Annotated in this window: 13 protein-coding genes; 7 read left to right on the top strand and 6 right to left on the bottom strand. The window is 72.5% G+C overall.

All coding sequences use genetic code 11. The features are described 5' to 3' along the window. Positions 1-68: 68 nt before the first annotated feature. Together ACOTKD_RS20730 and ACOTKD_RS20725 are read right to left on the bottom strand one after the other, a co-directional pair. Positions 69-608 carry a GNAT family N-acetyltransferase gene (locus ACOTKD_RS20730; RefSeq protein WP_424890462.1) on the bottom strand — a complete coding sequence of 180 codons (540 nt, stop codon included), beginning with the start codon at positions 606-608 and terminating at the stop codon, positions 69-71. Between the two features lie 14 nt (positions 609-622). Further along, positions 623-1900: a hypothetical protein gene (locus ACOTKD_RS20725; RefSeq protein WP_424890461.1), complete on the bottom strand. Its 1278-nt coding sequence runs from the start codon at positions 1898-1900 to the stop codon at positions 623-625. Between the two features lie 198 nt (positions 1901-2098). Here ACOTKD_RS20725 and ACOTKD_RS20720 point away from each other — a divergent pair, with 198 nt between their 5' ends. Further along, positions 2099-2488 carry a DUF6415 family natural product biosynthesis protein gene (locus ACOTKD_RS20720; RefSeq protein WP_424890460.1) on the top strand — a complete coding sequence of 130 codons (390 nt, stop codon included), beginning with the start codon at positions 2099-2101 and terminating at the stop codon, positions 2486-2488. A 9-nt stretch (positions 2489-2497) separates the two neighbouring features. On the opposite strand, the gene ACOTKD_RS20715 is transcribed toward ACOTKD_RS20720, so the two are convergent. Then, a complete protein-coding gene (locus tag ACOTKD_RS20715) occupies positions 2498-3496 on the bottom strand; it encodes an endonuclease/exonuclease/phosphatase family protein (protein WP_424890459.1) in 999 nt (332 codons plus the stop codon). 489 nt (positions 3497-3985) lie between these two features. On the opposite strand from ACOTKD_RS20715, the gene mgtA reads away from it, so the two are divergent. Continuing rightward, entirely contained in the window at positions 3986-6757 is a 2772-nt protein-coding gene (gene mgtA / locus ACOTKD_RS20710) for a magnesium-translocating P-type ATPase (RefSeq protein WP_424890458.1), read from the top strand. A 35-nt stretch (positions 6758-6792) separates the two neighbouring features. Further along, a complete protein-coding gene (locus ACOTKD_RS20705) occupies positions 6793-7587 on the top strand; it encodes an MgtC/SapB family protein (protein ID WP_424890457.1) in 795 nt (264 codons plus the stop codon). Here ACOTKD_RS20705 and ACOTKD_RS20700 read toward each other — a convergent pair. After that, positions 7574-8470, bottom strand: coding sequence for an NAD(P)-dependent oxidoreductase (locus tag ACOTKD_RS20700; RefSeq protein WP_424890456.1), 897 nt, complete (start codon positions 8468-8470; stop codon positions 7574-7576). The genes ACOTKD_RS20705 and ACOTKD_RS20700 overlap by 14 nt on opposite strands. Positions 8471-8963: 493 nt before the next feature. Between ACOTKD_RS20700 and ACOTKD_RS20695 the strand changes: the two genes are divergently transcribed. From ACOTKD_RS20695 to ACOTKD_RS20680, 4 genes are all read left to right on the top strand, one after another. Then, positions 8964-9182 (top strand): hypothetical protein, encoded by a 219-nt coding sequence (locus ACOTKD_RS20695; protein ID WP_424890455.1) that lies wholly within the window; start codon positions 8964-8966, stop codon positions 9180-9182. 158 nt (positions 9183-9340) lie between these two features. Continuing rightward, complete coding sequence (locus ACOTKD_RS20690; protein WP_424890454.1) at positions 9341-10147, top strand: hypothetical protein; 807 nt, start codon at positions 9341-9343, stop codon at positions 10145-10147. Positions 10148-10227: 80 nt separating this feature from the next. Beyond that, positions 10228-12342, top strand: coding sequence for an NHLP family bacteriocin export ABC transporter peptidase/permease/ATPase subunit (locus tag ACOTKD_RS20685; protein ID WP_424890505.1), 2115 nt, complete (start codon positions 10228-10230; stop codon positions 12340-12342). A 1-nt stretch (position 12343) separates the two neighbouring features. After that, a complete protein-coding gene (locus ACOTKD_RS20680) occupies positions 12344-15217 on the top strand; it encodes an NHLP bacteriocin export ABC transporter permease/ATPase subunit (RefSeq protein ID WP_424890453.1) in 2874 nt (957 codons plus the stop codon). Here the strand turns inward: ACOTKD_RS20680 and ACOTKD_RS20675 are convergent. Then, positions 15210-15497 (bottom strand): DUF2180 family protein, encoded by a 288-nt coding sequence (locus ACOTKD_RS20675; RefSeq protein ID WP_424890452.1) that lies wholly within the window; start codon positions 15495-15497, stop codon positions 15210-15212. The two genes, ACOTKD_RS20680 and ACOTKD_RS20675, sit on opposite strands and share 8 nt — an antisense overlap. A gap of 121 nt (positions 15498-15618) precedes the next feature. Further along, positions 15619-16590 carry a LysR family transcriptional regulator gene (locus ACOTKD_RS20670; protein WP_424890451.1) on the bottom strand — a complete coding sequence of 324 codons (972 nt, stop codon included), beginning with the start codon at positions 16588-16590 and terminating at the stop codon, positions 15619-15621. Between the last annotated feature and the right edge of the window lie 196 nt (positions 16591-16786).

Raw genomic sequence — 16786 nt, 5'->3', positions numbered from 1 at the left:
GCCGCGCTGGGCGCGGGGGGTTGTGGGCCCGGGGCCCCCAAACCCGCCGAGCGAGCCGGGTCAGCCGGTCAGATCCGCTTGACGAGCGACTCGAACACGGGGGAGTTGTCGAAGGGCTGGATATCGCCCAGCTTCTCCCAGCCCCACGCGTAGTAGGCGGAGCGGGCCGGGATGTTCTTCGGGTCGACCAGGATGGTCCCGAGCTCCTCAGTACGACTCGCGATCAGTCTGTCGTGCAGCAGACGGGCAATGCCCCGGCGGCGCCAAGCCGGTCGGACCATCAGCTCCGAGATCGCGAAGACCTTGCCCTGCTCGGTCAGTCGGCGCACCTCTTCGGGGAGTTCCCCGCGGAAGCCGCCCCACCAGGACCCGGCGGGAGCGATGGCGAAGCCGAAGACGTACCCGACGAGTGCGCTGCCGTCCTCCGACGCCACCAGTTCGAAGCCCGGGCGCTGCACGTAGGCAGAGAGCCGGTCCAGGAAGGCCGGTCGTGAGCGGAAGGCGCCGTCCAGCTTCTCGGCGTAGGCCTCCTCGTAGACGTCGGCCAGTACCTCCCGCTCGCCGTCGGCTTCCTTTCCGCTCAGCCGACGCAGCTTCAGGTCAGCCATGCCTCTCCCTTCTCTCATGCCACGAGGGGCCGGGATTCCGTCAGGAAGTCCCGCACCGGAACGTCGCCCTTGTGCATGGCCACGCTGCTGCGGAACGCCGCGAGCCGGGCCGTGGTACGTGCCGAGGAGACATCCGCGATCAGCGGAAGCGCGCTCCGGGCCACCTCGCAGGCATCGTGGACATCGCCCTTCTGCATGTGCAGCTCGGCCAGTACCACCGTGTACCAGGCCCGGTTGCGGCCGTATCTGCGGCTCATGGTCGCCAGCGTCCGCTCGGCCAGCCGCTGGGCCACGGCGGTTTCGCCGAGCTCGGCGTGGCACGTGGCGGCGAGCCCGTCCAGCTCCGCCAGCGAATAGAAGTCGATCCACGGAGGGTCTTCGTCCGAAGCGCCGTGGTCGAACGACCTGTACGCCCGCGCGAGCGCCGACCGGCACTCCTTGGAGTCCCCCAGCATGGCCCAGCCCCAGGCCTCGCGCAGCGTCAGGAGCGACATCAGCCGCGGCGGCACGTGGCGGGCGCTCACGCGCTGCCCCATCCTGGCCAGGTCCACGGCGTCACGAGGCATCCCGTTCCGCGCCGCGGCCATGGACATCTGTGCGTAGGCGTGGACCTCCACCTCGGGGTCCTCCGCCATGCGGGCCTGGTACAGCGACTGGTTGTAGTAGGCCCAGGCGTCCTCGACACGGCCGGCGTCATAGCTCAGCCACCCGGTGAGCACGGCCAAGTCGCCGTACACCGAGCGCAGTTTCCTGCCGGTCGACTCCGTATACCGGGCGGTGTTGATGAGCCGGTTGAGTGCTCCCAAGGCGCGGCGGGCGTCCACGCTGAGGTTGTCTCCGCCCATGCGTTCATCGAGCTGCTTGAGCTTGCGCACCGTCTGCCGGACGGTCCTCACCTCGGTCGCTCCGATCTTCCGGGGCGTACCGCGCTCGGGGCAGAATCCCAGAGCCGCGAGCCCCGAGACGAAACTTCGCCGGTCCACTCCCTGCTCCTGGTCGTCGACCTGATCCGACGTGAAGACCGTACGCCGCACCGGGCTTTGCGCGGAAGAGAAGCCGAGGGCGAGGAGGCTCTCTCCGGTGAGCGCAACCAGGATCCGCCGGTACACGGGGCGCGGGCAGCTCACATCACCGTCCTCCCACGTGGCGACTACGCGGGACGTGCATCCGGTGTTCTCGCCCATCCGAGTGCCCTGCTGGTTGACCAGGCGGGCGAACTCCGAGCGGCTCATATGGAACCGCTCCTCCCGGACGGCCCTGATCTTCGGGTTGGGCACCTTCTGACCGGCCATCCCCTCGCCCCCTGGCTTCGGCGACTGTTCGCTCGCCGACCGTAGCGCCGACAGCCCGCCCTGGCGGTGCCGATCGGCCGACGAGATCTCCTGAGGCCGCGTAATTGCATCGGAGTTGCATCGCCGAGCCATCGAGCGTGCGCACACGGCGCCCGTAGCGTCAGTGCCGCCTCAGCCACCCAGCACTCAGGGACTCTCATGCACACGAAGTCACCGGACGGCGACGTCAGCGCCTGCTCTCCTGCCGCGAGGCAGCCGGGCAGCCAGGAGATCGACGTGTCCCGGATCGGCCGCGACACCGAGCAGGCGTTCAACTGCCACGCCGTGCTCCCCGCACACCAGGAGCTCGCCGTGCTGGAACGGCGACTGCGCGAGCACATCCGCCGGCTGACCCCCGTCGTCGAAGAGCAGGCCGCCGCCATGGACCCCGCGTGGATGGGGTACGCCACGCGCCGGTCCCTGCTCACCCGCGCGGAGCGGACCCTCGCGCAGGGCCCCGGCGACGGGCTGGTGTCCGCCGCGGAGCACGTGTGCGCGCTCGCGCGGGTGTGCCGGGCCCTGCTCGGTCACTGTTCCGGAAGCCCGTGACGCGGCCGCTCACCCGTGCAGCACCGCATCCACCACCAGCCCCCGGTGGTCCGTGCCCGTCAGGTCCAGGAAGCGGGCGCGGCGGGGTGCGAGGGACGGGCTGAGGAGGACGTGGTCGATCTGGGCGCCCAGCGGGGGAGCGGTCAGGGACGGCCAGGTGGGGGTGCGGGAGCGGCCCAGGAGGGCCGCGCTGTCGCGGACGCCCGTGTCCAGGACGGCGCGGAAGGCCGCGTGGTCCTGCGAGGCGTTGAAGTCGCCGGCGATGACGGTGGGGGCCTCGCCGCGCGCCGCGGCCATGGCGCGGACGCGGCCCAGCTCCGTGCGCCACAGCTCCACCCCGCCCGCCACCGGCGGCATCGGGTGCGCGACCTGGAACAGCAGCCGCGTCCCCGCCACCCGCACCAGCGCCCGGGGCATCGCCAGCGTCCCGCGCACGGACCCGTCCGGCTCCAGGGGGAACCGGCTGAGGAGCGCCGAGCCCTGCGCTTTGCCCCCGCCCACGACGATCCGGTACGGGTACGCGGCCCGCACCTGCGGGCCGTCCAGGGCCGGTGCGCACTCCTCCGGGGAGCACTCCTGCACCGAGACCAGGTCCGGCCGCTCGCGCCGCAGGGCCTCCAGCAGGCCCGGCGTGGCCCCGCCGAACTCCAGGTTCGCGGTCAGGATGCGCAGCCGGGCCACCTCGGGGCCGGAGGCCGCCGCGCCTCCCGCCGCGTACGGGGACAGGAAGTGCAGTGTCCCGAGCACCGCCGCCAGGCCCCACGCGCAGCCCACCGCCCATCGCGTGCCCGCCGCGAGCACCAGTGCGGCTCCCGCGGGAGCGAGCAACCAGGGCAGGAACGCCAGCAGTTGAGGGACCGGCGTGACGCCGTCCACGTCGCAGGCCCGGCACAGCAGCGGCCCGCTGACCAGCGCCAGGAGCAGGCCCGCGGCCCAGCGGGCGGCCTTCCGGCGCACGTGCGGGGGCGGCTCCTCGGGGCCGGGCGGTGCCGGGACGGTCCCCTCCATGGTCTTGACCCCGGTATTACCTTCTGATTGCGGACGGCTTGACGTCATATGGCAAGCTAGACGCTGAAGGTGCCGCTCCGGCCGCATTTGGCGTGTGTTTTCGCGCGGTGCCGCATCGTGTACGTCCGAGCGAGGAGGTGATCGGGATGACCAGTCGGAGTCCCGAGGGAAGTCCTCGCCCGTGCGTATCTGCTCGTGCAGCGCTCTGATGCACTGAGCGGTCCGCCGAGCTGACCCATGGGGCCGTGCGCCCCGGCGCTGTGGCGAGCATTTCCCCTTTTGCAGGCCTGTGCCAGGCCTTTTCCCGGTCGCCGTCCGGGCTGTCCGCACCGTCGATTCCGGGCGTGCCCACGAGGCTTTCGCCTGCCCTGCGACAGCCGTAGCGACTCCATAGCACCACCGGCTTTTCCGTGCCCACGGCCCGGCCGCGCCGCCATGCCGCCATGCCGTCACGCCGCTGCGCCGTCGCGCCCGGAGAGAGGTTCCGCCATGACCAACACCACCCTCGTCCCCCGCAAGTCCGCCCCGCCGGGCCGCACCCGCCGCGACCGCAAGGCCGCCGAGCTGGAGGCCCGTACGCGTGCCGCCGGCGACCGGCTGGCCCGGATCAGCGGCTGGCCGGCCGCGCAGGTCCTGCAGGACTCCCGCGCCACCCCGCATGGCCTGCGCCAGGACGACGCCGACCTGCGGCTCGCCCGCGACGGTGCGAACGTCGTCGCGCACGACACCGGCCCCCGCTGGTACGCGCAGCTCGCCAAGGCCTTCTGGAACCCGTTCATCGGCATCCTGGTCGCCCTCCTGGCGGTCATGTACGTGCAGTGGCTGCAGGTCGCCGACGAGGAGCCCTTCGACCCCAAGATCCCCATCATCGGGGCGATGGTGCTGGTCAGCGGCCTGCTGCGGTTCTGGCAGGAGCGCCGCTCGGCGGGCGCCGCGGCCGCGCTGCGCGCCCTCGTCACCACGACCACCGCCGTCCAGCGCCGCGCCGACCGCAACGCGGCGCCGGCCACCGCCGAGATCCCCATGGACCAGGTCGTCGTCGGCGACATCGTCCACCTCGCCGCGGGCGACCTCGTCCCGGCGGACCTGCGCCTGCTCACCGCCAAGGACCTGATGGTCAGTCAGGCGGCGCTGTCGGGCGAGTCGCTGCCGGTCGCCAAGGCCGATACCCGTACCCACGACTACGGCCAGTCGGCGACCACCGACCCCGTAGAGGCCGACAACCTCTGCCTCATGGGCACCTCGGTGACCTCCGGCACCGCCACCGGCGTCGTTGTGGCCACCGGCGCGGACACCTACTTCGGGTCGATGGCCGGCTCGCTCGTCGGCGAGCGCCCCGAGACCAGCTTCGACGCCGGCGTGAAGAAGGTCAGCTTCCTGCTGATCCGGTTCATGCTCGTCATGGTGCCGCTCGTGTTCGCCGTCAACGGCTTCACCAAGGGGGACTGGGGCGAGGCGTTCATGTTCGCCGTCGCCGTGGCCGTCGGCCTCACGCCCGAGATGCTGCCCATGGTCGTCACCACGAACCTCGCGCGCGGCGCCGTCGCCATGGCGAAGCGCAAGGTGGTCGTCAAGCGGCTCAACGCCATCCAGAACCTGGGCGCCATGGACGTGCTGTGCACGGACAAGACCGGCACGCTCACCGAGGACCGCATCGTCCTCGACCGCTACCTCGACGCGCACGGCCGGGAGGACACCGAAGTCCTCGAATACGCCTACCTCAACAGCCACTTCCAGACGGGGCTGCGCAACCTCATGGACCGGGCGGTCATCGACCGCGTGCTTGAGGCCGAGGAGGTTGTCGTCGACGCCCGCTTCACCAAGGTCGACGAGATCCCCTTCGACTTCGCCCGCCGCCGGATGTCGGTGGTCCTGAGCCGCAACGACCTCCACAGCCCCGAGGGAGCGGCGGAGCACGTCCTCATCACCAAAGGCGCCGTCGAGGAAGTCCTCGCGCTGTGCACGCACGTGAACGACGGCGGCCGCCGCGTCGAGCTCGACGCCGGGCTGCGCCGCCGCGTGACCCGCACCGCCGAGGACAGCAACCGTCAGGGCCTGCGCGTGCTGGCCGTCGCGACCCGCACCTTCCCCGCCGGCCTCCCCCATAGCCCGAACGGCATGGGCGGTGCCCCCGTCGCCTACACGGTCGCGGACGAGGACGGCCTGACCCTCGTCGGCTTCCTCGCCTTCCTCGACCCGCCGAAGGCGGACGCCGCGGCGGCCCTGCGGGCCCTCGCCGACAAGGGCGTGGCCGTCAAGGTCGTCACCGGCGACAACGAGCTCGTCGCGGCGCGCGTCTGCGCCGGCGTCGGCATCGACGTGGGCGCCGTCGTCACCGGGGCGGACATCGACGCCCTGGACGACGCGGAGCTGCGCACCCTGGTCCTCGCCACGACGGTCTTCGCCAAGACCAACCCGGTCCAGAAGGCGCGCATCGTCCGGGCGCTGCAGGCCGAGGGCCACACCGTCGGCTTCCTGGGCGACGGCATCAACGACGCCGCCGCGCTGCGCGACGCCGACGTCGGCATCTCCGTCGACACGGCCGTCGACATCGCCAAGGAGTCGGCCGACATCATCCTGCTGGAGAAGGACCTGATGGTCCTGGAACAGGGCGTCGAGCAGGGCCGCACCACCTTCGGCAACACCATCAAGTACATCAAGATGACGGCGAGCTCGAACTTCGGGAACGTCTTCTCGGTCCTGGTGGCCAGCGCCTTCATCCCCTTCCAGCCGATGCTGGCGATCCACCTGCTGGTGCAGAACCTCGCCTACGACGTCTCGCAGCTCGCCACGCCCTGGGACCGGATGGACCCGGAGTACCTGCGCGAGCCGCGCACGTGGGACGCCAAGGGCATCGCCCGGTTCATGCTCTTCGTCGGGCCGGTCAGCTCGGTCTTCGACATCACCACCTTCCTGGTGCTGTGGAACGTGTTCGGGGCGGACAGCGAGGCGAGTCAGACGCTGTTCCAGTCCGGGTGGTTCGTCGAGGGGCTGCTGTCCCAGACCCTCATCGTCCACATGATCCGCACCCGAAAGGTGCCGTTCATCGGCTCCCGGGCCTCGGCGCCGGTGATGGTGATGACCGCCGTGGTGATGGCGTTCGGCCTCCTCCTGCCGTTCTCGCCGCTGGCCCCGGCGCTGTCGATGGAGGCGCTGCCGATGAGCTACTTCCCGTGGCTGATCGCGATCCTGCTCGCGTACTGCGCGCTGACCCAGGCGGTCAAGGCCTGGTACGTCCGGCGATTCAACACCTGGCTGTGACCGGCCGATAGGGATACCGACGAGGAAGGCGGATCATGGTTGTGGTCAACGAATGGCACCTGGCGGCCAACATCGCGGCCGGCCTGGGCTTCGGTGCGATCATCGGACTGGAGCGCCAGTGGCGGGCCCGGATGGCGGGCCTGCGGACCAACGCGCTGGTCGCGGCCGGATCCGCCCTCTTCGTCCTCCTCTCGCAGTACGGTTTCGCCGCCGCGACGAGCACCACGGGCTACGACGGCTCCCGCGTGGCCGCGCAGATCGTCTCCGGCATCGGCTTCCTCGGCGCGGGCGTCATCATGCGGGACGGGCTGAGCGTGCGCGGCCTCAACACCGCAGCCACCCTGTGGTGCTCGGCAGCGGTCGGCGCCCTCGCCGGGACCGGGCTGTACGTGGTGGCCGCGCTCGGCACCGTGGGCGTCGTCGGTGCCAACACCCTCCTGCGGCCGCTGGCCCGCGGCCTGGACCGGGGCCCGCACGGCGGCGCGGAAGTGGCCACGGACTACCACTTCGAGGTCGTGTGCACCGAGCCCGAGGAGGCCCACGTCCGCACCCTCGTCGTCCAGTCCGTCGCCCGCCCCGGCTTCCGCCTGCGCTCGGTCTACAGCGCGGACGCCGAGGCCCCCGGCAAGGTCACCGTCTCGGCCGACCTCACCACGGAACGCCGCGACGACAGCCTCCTGGAGGAGGCCGTCAGCCGCCTCTCCCTGGAACCCGCGGTCTCGGCCGTCAGCTGGACGGTCCTGCAGGCTCCCGACGAGGACGCGGACGACGACTACGCGGCGGAGCGCCGCGGCCGCCGCCGGGTCCGGGACTTCTTCACGGGGCGGTGACCCCGGGCCGGCCGAGGACCTCCGTCAGGCGGGAGAAGCCTTCGGCGCCGTGGCCCTCCTCGACGGCGCGGCGGGCGGTGGCCCTGGCGGCCCTGAGGAGGGCCGTGTCGATCCCGCGCTGCTCCGCCGCGTCGATGACGTGGTCCATGCCGGCCGCCGCCGAGTCGATGCTGGAGACGTGGCCGGGGTAGGAGCCCGCGTCGACCTGCTCCGCGTAGTCGGACATGGTGCCGGCGAGCAGGTCGCCGATGCCGCGGGCGAACGGCGCCAGGTCCTTCGCCGCGATGCCCTCCGCCTTCGCGAGGGCGAAGGCGTGGGCGACGCCGCTCATGGCCGTCCAGAAGACGTCGAGCAGCGCCACGTCGTGGGCCGCGGCCCGGCCGGGGTCGGTGCCGAGGTGCACGCCGCTGCCGCCCAGGGCGGCCAGGGTGGGCCGGTGGGTCTCGTGGAGGGCCTCCGGGCCGCTGTAGAGCACGAGGGCGGAGGGTCCGCCGATGGTGTAGGCCGGGGTCATGATCGCGCCGTCGAGGTAGCCGATGCCGTGCCCGGCGGCCCACGCGGCCGCCTCGCGCGCCTTCGCGGGGGTGTCGGCGGTGAGGTTCACCAGGGTCCGGCCCCGGAGGGCGTCCGCCGCCGGGCCGAGGACCGTGTGGACGGCGTCGTAGTCGATGACGCAGGCGACGACCAGGGGAGAGGCGGCGACGGCCTCGGCCGCCGTCGGGGCGAGCACCGCGCCCCGTTCCACCAGGGCGGCGGCCTTGCCGGCCGAGCGGTTCCAGACGGTCGTGGGATGACCCGCCGTCAGGAAGGCACCGGCCAGGGCCCGGCCCATGGGTCCCAGGCCGATGACGGTGACGGGTGTGTCGGCAGGGGTGTCGGTCATTGCGGTTCCGTTCGTTCGGGGTGGTCCTCATGAGCGTCGTCCGCGGAGCGGGGAGTCCTCAAGTACGCACTTGGAAGTAAGTGGTTACCTGCAGGTCATCGCGGTCGGTGCCGGACGCGTCACCCACCGTCGTTTCGGCAAATCTCCACATCATCCGAGTACCCGCGGTAGCCCCCCGGTGCCGCACCTCGATATGCCGGTTATGCCCGACGCGCTTGGTGGGCGTGTGTCCATTTATGTTCCGCGAGGATCTTGGTCCCCTTGTATCTGTTACTCGATCTTGTGGAGGACTTGTGATGATCCCGCGAAGGAATCCGAAAGCCGGTCCTCGGGAAAGGTGTTGGAGCGGCAACACGGTTGGCCGTGCCACCCGTTCGCGTGCTTATATCTGCGGCACCGCAGCCGGCTCTTTGAACGGTGGCCGATCAGGCCGGGCCGGCGCGGCAATTGAGAAACACTGAGAAACATTCAGACGAACGAAGGGTGCGCCATCATGCGTGACAACCTCGAGACCCGTGAGATCGCCGACGCCGAGCTGGACGCCGTCTCCGGCGGTGTGAGCATTTCCGGTGGCCTGCTCGGCGCCGTGACCGGCGACGTTCACAACGTCCTGGGTACCGTGACCTCGCTCGACACCGTTCAGGCCGTCCCCGGCACGGTCGGTCAGGTCGAGGGCATCGTCGGCGTGCAGGCCGGCGTCGCCGGTCTCTGAGAGCCTCTGAGAATCTCCGAGAACCTCTGAGAAATACGCCGCCTGTGAATCCCGGAACTCCTCCCCTGTTCCGGGGTTCACGGCTGCCCGAATTTCCACCGCATAAGTCAGTGCCCGTGGTGCCCGTAGTGTCACGAATGCAGTCGAAGGAATAGTCCGTGCAGTTTCGCCAGCAGGCGCTTTCCAAGCTGCAATCGCCCGAAGAACTCGATCTGCCGGTACGGTTCGCGCGCCCCCAGGGGCGGCTCGTGCTGGCCGTCACGCTTGCCGTCGTCGCTTTCGCGGCTTTCTGGGCGTTCACCGGGTCCGTGACATCACGGCTGAGCGCGCCGGGCATTCTCACGCGCGCCGAGGGCAGTTATCTGCTGCAGAGCCCGTACGCGGGCCAGGTCACCGGAGTCCTCGCCCGGGAGGGCCAGTTGCTCGCCCCGGGCGCGCCCCTGCTGCGGGTGAGCACGGACCGGGGCGAGCGGACCGTGAGCGTCGTGGCCGGGGGACGCGTGACGTCCCTGGTCGCCAGGACGGGCGCGGTCGTGACGACCGGCGCGGACGTGGCGACCGTGGAACGGGTGACGAACCCCGACGACCCGCTGGTGGCCATGCTGTACGTGCCGGGCGGGAGCGGCGGCGCGATCCCCGTGGGCGCCTCCGTCGACCTCAGCGTCGAGTCCGTCCCCCGGGAGAAGTTCGGCGTGCTGCGCGGACGTGTCCAGGCCGTCGGCCGCGCACCTCGGACCACGGCGCAGATCGCCGGCTTCCTCGGCGACAACCGGCTCGCCGACCGGTTCACCCGGCAGGGCAACCCCGTCGCCGTGCTCGTACGGCTGGAGCGCTCGTCCGCCACGACGTCCGGCTACCGCTGGTCCGTCGCGAGCGGGCCCCCGTACGCCGTCGACTCCACGACGCCCGTCACCGGCGCCGTCCGCCTCGCCGACCAGCGGCCCGTCGACTGGCTGCTGCCGTGACCGCCGCGCGCCGCCGCCGGACCGCACCCGCGCCCCCCGCCGGGCGGCAGAAGACCGTACGCACCCCCACCGTCCTGCAGATGGAGGCCGTCGAGTGCGGCGCCGCCGCGCTCGCCATGGTGCTCGGCCACCACGGCCGCCACGTCCCCCTCGAAGAGCTCCGCATCGCCTGCGGCGTCTCCCGCGACGGCTCCCGCGCCAGCAACCTCCTCAAGGCCGCCCGCAGTTACGGGCTGACGGCCAAGGGCATGCAGATGGACCTGGCCGCCCTCGCCGGGGTGCGCGCCCCCGCCGTCCTGTTCTGGGAGTTCAACCACTACGTCGTCTACGACGGCACGGGCCGCCGGTTCGGCCGCCGCGGCGTCCACGTCAACGACCCCGCCAAGGGCCGCCGGTTCGTGCCCATGGAGGAGTTCGACTCCGCCTTCACCGGCGTCGTGCTCACCTTCGAACCCGGCCCGGACTTCCGCCGCGCCGGCCGCCGCCCCGGCGTCATGGGCGCGATGCCCGCCCGGCTGCGCGGCACGTCCGGCACCATGCTCGCCGCCGTCCTCTCCAGCCTCCTCCTGGTGGCCGTCGGCGCGGCGGTGCCCGCGCTCAGCCGCACGTACATCGACACGTTCCTGATCGGCGGCCGGACCTCCCTGCTGGGCGTGCTCTTCGCATCGATGGCGACCGCCCTCGTGCTCACCGCCACGCTCACCGCGCTGCAGCAGGCCAACCTGCTGCGCGGCCGCATCATCTCCTCCACCCTGGGCAGCGCCCGCTTCCTGCGCCACCTCCTCAGGCTCCCGGTCACCTTCTACGCCCAGCGCAACCCCGCCGACCTGGTCCAGCGCCTGCGCTCCAACGACGCGGTCGCCGAGACCCTGGCACGGGACCTCGCCGCGGCGGGAGTCGACGCGGTGGTCGTCGTCCTCTACGCCGTGCTGCTGTGGACGTACGACCCGCAGCTCACCGTCGTCGGCATCGGCATCGCGCTGCTCAACGTCGTCGCCCTGCGCGTCGTGGTCCGCGTGCGGGCCACCGGCACCCAGAAGCTGCGCGCCGAGAGCGCCCGGCTCACCAACACCTCCTACAGCGGCCTGCAGCTCATCGAGACGATGAAGGCCACCGGCGGCGAGAACGGCTTCTTCCGCCGCTGGGCGGGCCGGCACGCCGTCACCCTCGACGTGCAGCAGCAGCTCGGCGTGCCCAGCGCCTGGCTGGCGGTCGCCGCACCCGCCCTCGCCGCCCTCAACAGCGCGCTGATCCTCGCGATCGGCGGCCTGCGGGCCGTCGAGGGACACCTCTCCGTCGGCCTCCTCGTCGCCTTCCAGGCCCTCGTGACCGGCTTCACCGCACCGATCACCCGGCTCAACGGCGTGGCCGGGCGGATCCAGGACTTCGCCGCCGACGTCGCCCGCCTCAAGGACGTCGAGAACTTCCCCGTCGACCCGGTCCACGCGCGCCGCGACTCCGCCGCCACCCGCCGCCTCAAGGGCCACGTGGAACTGGACGGCATCACCTTCGGCTACAGCCCCCTCGACGCCCCGCTGCTCAAAGACTTCTCGCTCTCCGCCGGCCCCGGGCAGCAGATCGCCCTCGTCGGCGGCTCCGGCAGCGGCAAGTCCACCGTCTCCCGCCTCATATCCGGCCTCTACGCCCCCTGGGAGGGCACCGTCCGCATCGACGGGATGCGCCTGGAGGACATCCCGCGCGGCGCGCTCGCCGCCTCCGTCTCCTTCGTCGACCAGGACGTCTTCCTCTTCGAGGGCACCGTGCGCGACAACGTCGCCCTGTGGGACCCCTCCGTCCCCGACGACGCCGTCGTCGCCGCGCTGCGGGACGCCGCCGTGTACGACGTGGTCGCCCGCCGCCCCGGCGGCATCCACAGCCGCGTCGAGCAGGACGGCCGCAACTTCTCCGGCGGCCAGCGCCAGCGCCTGGAGATCGCCCGCGCGCTGGTGCGCCGCCCCAGCGTGCTGGTCCTGGACGAGGTGACCAGCGCCCTCGACGCGGTCACCGAGCAGACCGTCATGGACAACCTGCGCCGCCGCGGCTGCGCCTGCGTCGTCATCGCCCACCGGCTGAGCACCGTGCGCGACAGCGACGAGATCCTCGTCCTCGACCGCGGCACGGTCGTCGAACGCGGGCGCCACGAGCACCTGGCCGCGGCCGGGGGCCCGTACGCCGAACTGGTCAGGGAGCACTGAGGTGACCACCCCGTACCCCGTCTCCACCGTCACCGACCCGGTCGTGGCGGCCCTCGGCGCGCTCGGCACGCCCGTCGACTGCACGGGCCTGCGCAGCCTGGACCTGGAGGGCCCGCTCGTCCTGTGGCTCGTCGTGGACGGCGAGCTCGACCTGTTCGCCGTCGACGCCGCCCGGGCCGGGCACTGGCACTTCCTGGGCCGGCTGGCCCCGGGCACGCTGCTCCTGGGCCCGGCCGACGGCCCCGAACACACCCTGCTCGGCCGGCCCTTGCAAGGCTGCGCGCTGCGCCGCATCGACCTCCACGAACTGCACCGGCAGGAGCACCCGGGCACCTGGCACGGCGACCCCTGGCAGTACGGCGACTCCTGGCAGTACGCCGAACCGTGGCAGAACGGCGCCCCCGGCGGGACGCTCGGCCCCCTGGAGAACGCCTTCGCCCTCGGCATCGGGCGCGGCCTGCGCGTCCTCTACCAGGCACCCCTGGAGAACCGTGCCGCCCAGGGCCCGGGCGGTGCCGACGAGGACGTCCTGTGGATGCAGATCACCCCCGGCAGCGTGCAGTACGGCGCCCCGTACGAGGGCTGCACGGCCGGGAGCCTGCTCGTCGACCCGGCGATGTGGCAGGGCATGGTCGACCAGCAGTACCGGCTGCTGTACGCCCTCGACCGCTGGATCGAGCAGGCCGAACGCGCCCACGAGGACCGCACGGCCGCCGGCATCGAGGCCGGCGAGGCCGCGCGCACCCGGGCGGACCAGGCGCTCCTGGCCTCCATCGGCCGCTCGGGCCGGGCGCCGCGCCGCGGCGCGCGGGACGACGACGCGACGTTCGCCGCGTGCCGCCTGGTCGCCGAGGAGGCCCGCATCGCCCTGACCGAGCCGGCCGGAGCGGGCGCCGCCGACGACCGGACGGACCCCGTCGAACGCATCGCGCTCGCCTCGCGCATCCGCACCCGCACCGTCGGGCTCAGCGGCCGCTGGTGGCGCGACGACAGCGGCCCCCTGGTCGGCCGGCGGGCCGAGGACGGGGCGCCCGTCGCGCTCCTGTGGCGGCGCGGACGGTACGAGGCCGTCGACCCCGCCACCGGCAGGCGCGAGCGCCTCGGCAAGGACAGCGAGGACGCGTACGAACCGCGCGCCGTCATGCTCTACCGCCCTCTGCCGCCCGGGAAGCCGCGCCTGCTGCCCCTGCTGCGCTTCACCCTGCGCGGCACCGGCCGGGAACTGCGCAGCCTCGCCCTGGGCGGGCTCGTCACGGTCGCCCTGGGCGCGCTCGTGCCCGTCGCCACCGGCAAGGTGCTCGGCCGGTACGTGCCCGAGGCCGAGAGCGGCCTCATCGTGCAGACGGCCGTGGCCCTCGCGGCCACGAGCGTCGTCTCGGCCGTCTTCATGCTGCTGCAGAACATCGCGATCCTGCGCATGGAGGGCCGCATCGAGGCCACCCTGCAGCCCGCGGTGTGGGACCGGCTGCTGCGGCTGCCGGCGAAGTTCTTCACCGGCCGCTCCACGGGCGAACTGGCGGGCGCGGCCATGGGCGTCAGCGCCGTCCGCCGCGTCCTGTCCGGCACCGCGCCCGTCGTGCTGCAGGCGGGCACCGTCGGCGCGGTGAACCTGGCCCTGCTGCTCGCCTACAGCGTGCCGCTCGCCCTGGCGGCAATCGCCATGCTGCTCGGCATCGCCGCGGTCTTCCTGGGCCTCGGGCTGTGGCAGCTGCGCTACCAGCGGCAACTGGTCAGGCTCGGCAACAAGCTCGACAACCAGGCGTTCCAGACCCTGCGCGGGCTGCCCAAGCTGCGCGTGGCGGCGGCCGAGAGCTTCGCCTACGCCGCCTGGGCCCGGGAGTTCGCCCGCACGCGCGAGCTGCAGCAGCGCACCGGCCGCATCAAGAACGTCGTCACCGTGCTCAACGCCGTCGCCCTGCCGCTGTGCACGCTCGTGATGTTCATGCTGCTGGCCGGGCCCGCCCGGGGCAGCATGTCCGCCGCGGACTTCCTCACCTTCAGCACCGCCGTGACGATGCTGCTGTCCTCCGTCACCCAGCTCACCGGCGCGCTCCTCTCAGCGGCCGCCGTGCAGCCGATGTTCGAACAGATCAAGCCGGTCCTGGAGGCCGCCCCGGAGGTGCGCGGCTCCGACGTCCAGCCGGGCGAACTCGGCGGCGCCGTGGAGGCCGCGGGCCTGTCCTACCGGTACGCCGACGACGGGCCGCTCGTCCTGGACGACGTGTCGTTCGCCGCGCGGCCGGGGGAGTTCGTCGCGGTCGTCGGGGCCAGCGGCTGCGGCAAGTCGACCCTGCTGCGCCTGCTCATCGGCTTCGACAAGCCGGCCTCCGGCAGCGTGCTCTACGACGGCCAGGACCTCGCCGCGCTCGACCAGGCCGCCGTCCGCCGGCAGTGCGGCGTCGTCCTGCAGAACGCCCAGCCGTTCTCCGGCTCGATCCTCGACTGCATCTGCGGCGCCGGGACCTTCACCCTGGAGGAGGCGTGGGAAGCCGCCGCCATGGCGGGCCTGGCCGAGGACATCAAGGCCATGCCCATGGGCATGCACACCATGCTGTCCGACGGCGGCGGCACCGTCTCCGGCGGCCAGCGCCAGCGGCTGATGATCGCCCAGGCCCTCGTCCGCAAGCCGCGCGTCCTCTTCCTGGACGAGGCCACCAGCGCGCTGGACAACGAGGCCCAGCGCGTGGTCATCGAGTCCACCCGCGCCCTGCGCGCCACCCGCATCGTGATCGCCCACCGGCTGTCCACGGTCATGGACGCCGACCGGGTGGTCGTCATGGCGGAGGGCCGGGTCGTCCAGCAGGGCCCGCCCGCCGCACTGCTCGCCGACGCGGGCGGGCTCTTCCACGACCTGGTCCGCCGCCAGCTCAGGTGACGGGGCTGCGCTTCGCGGCCCGGTCCGCTCGCTCCGCCCGGTCCGCTCGCTCCGCCGGCGGGGCGGGCAGGACGACGCCCTGGGCGGCGGCGTGGCAGGTGGCGCAGAGCACCTGCCGGGCCGGGGCGGGGCTGTGGGAGACGCCCGTGCCGTTCACCCGGTGGACCACCGGGCGGGTGATGCGGAGGTGGCCGGGGCACAGGCCGGAGTTGCAGCCGTGGCACACGGCGACCGCGGCGGTGGCGGCGCCCTCCGAGGCGTGGCAGTCGTAGCAGTTCATAGGAGTTCCCCTTCGAGTCGGGTTCCGGGCCGGGCGTGGCGGGCTGCTGCCCCGGACAGCGGGCTGCCGCACGGGCAAGCGGGCTACTGCGTCAGAAGCCGGCTACTGCGTCAGGAACGGGCTACTGCACCAGACAGCCGCATTCCGCTGCCGCGCCGCCGGGGTAGCCGACCCCGCAGCACGCCGCGACGAACCGCGACGCCAGGCCGGGGTCCTGGTCCTCGCGCCAGACCACGGCGACGTCCGTCCGCGGCCCGGGCGCACCCAGCGGGCGCAAGCGCAGGTCCAGGCTGAGGCTCATCCATTCGGCGATGTCGCGGTCCATGTACGACACGCCCGCGCCGGAGGCCACGGCCGCCGCCACGTTGATGTAGTCGGGCTCCTCGATGTAGTCGGGCTCCTCCCACGCGACGTACGAGGACAGCCCCCGCGGAGACCGCTCCTGCCGGACGATGGAGAGGATCTTGTCGTGGAGCCCGGGGGCGAGCGAGCGCGGCCACATGATGAGCGGGAGGTCCTCGGCGGTGCGCTCCCCGGCGGTGTACTCCCCGGCGGCGCGATCCTCCGCCGTGCGGCCGGACGCGCCGTCGCCCGGGAGGAGTTCGACCAGCTCCACCTCTCCCACGACGGCCATCCGCAGGTCGTCCGCCTCGATGGGCGGTCTGACGAAGGCGAAGTCGACCCGCCCCGCCCGCACTTGGTCGATGTTCCGTTCCGACCAGCCGGACTCCACGGAGACCGGGAGGGCGTCGCGCGCCCGGAACTCCGCCACCATCTCCCGCTGGCGCAGGGCGTGCCCGGAGCGGCTGAAGGCGACCCGCACCGGCCGGCCGGGCCCCGCGGCGGCCTCCCTGATCCGGGCCTTGATCGAGTACGTGCGCTGCAGCAGCTGCGGCGCCTCCTCCTGCAGGGCCCGGCCCGGCGGAGTCAGTGACATCCGGCGGCTGCCGCGGCTCAGCAGCTGGGCCCCCAGTTCCTTTTCCAGCACCTTCAGCTGATGTGAGAGGGTGGGCTGGCTCACCCCGCAGCGCTGTGCCGCTCTTCCCAGATGGAGTTCGTCGGCCACGACGACGAAGTACTCCAGGCGGCGCAATAGACCGGAGAGGCTGAGTAAAGGCTCCTGGTCTCCCCGCACGTGCGACCTCCCGCCAGGGTTATTCCCATTACGAAAGTTTACTTTCCGGGTGCTTCGCGAGTGTAGCAACGCAAGTGGAAGCCCGGTCAACGCCTCAGCAGGCACTTCGTCCGCCGGCGGGCCCTTCGGCCGACGGGGCGTCAAATAAAAGGCG

The sequence above is a fragment of the Streptomyces sp. XH2 genome, from assembly GCF_049725035.1.
Classification (GTDB): domain Bacteria; phylum Actinomycetota; class Actinomycetes; order Streptomycetales; family Streptomycetaceae; genus Streptomyces; species Streptomyces roseoverticillatus.
The sequence above is the reverse complement of the archived record's forward strand: the minus strand, read 5'-3'. Positions and strand labels throughout refer to the sequence as shown.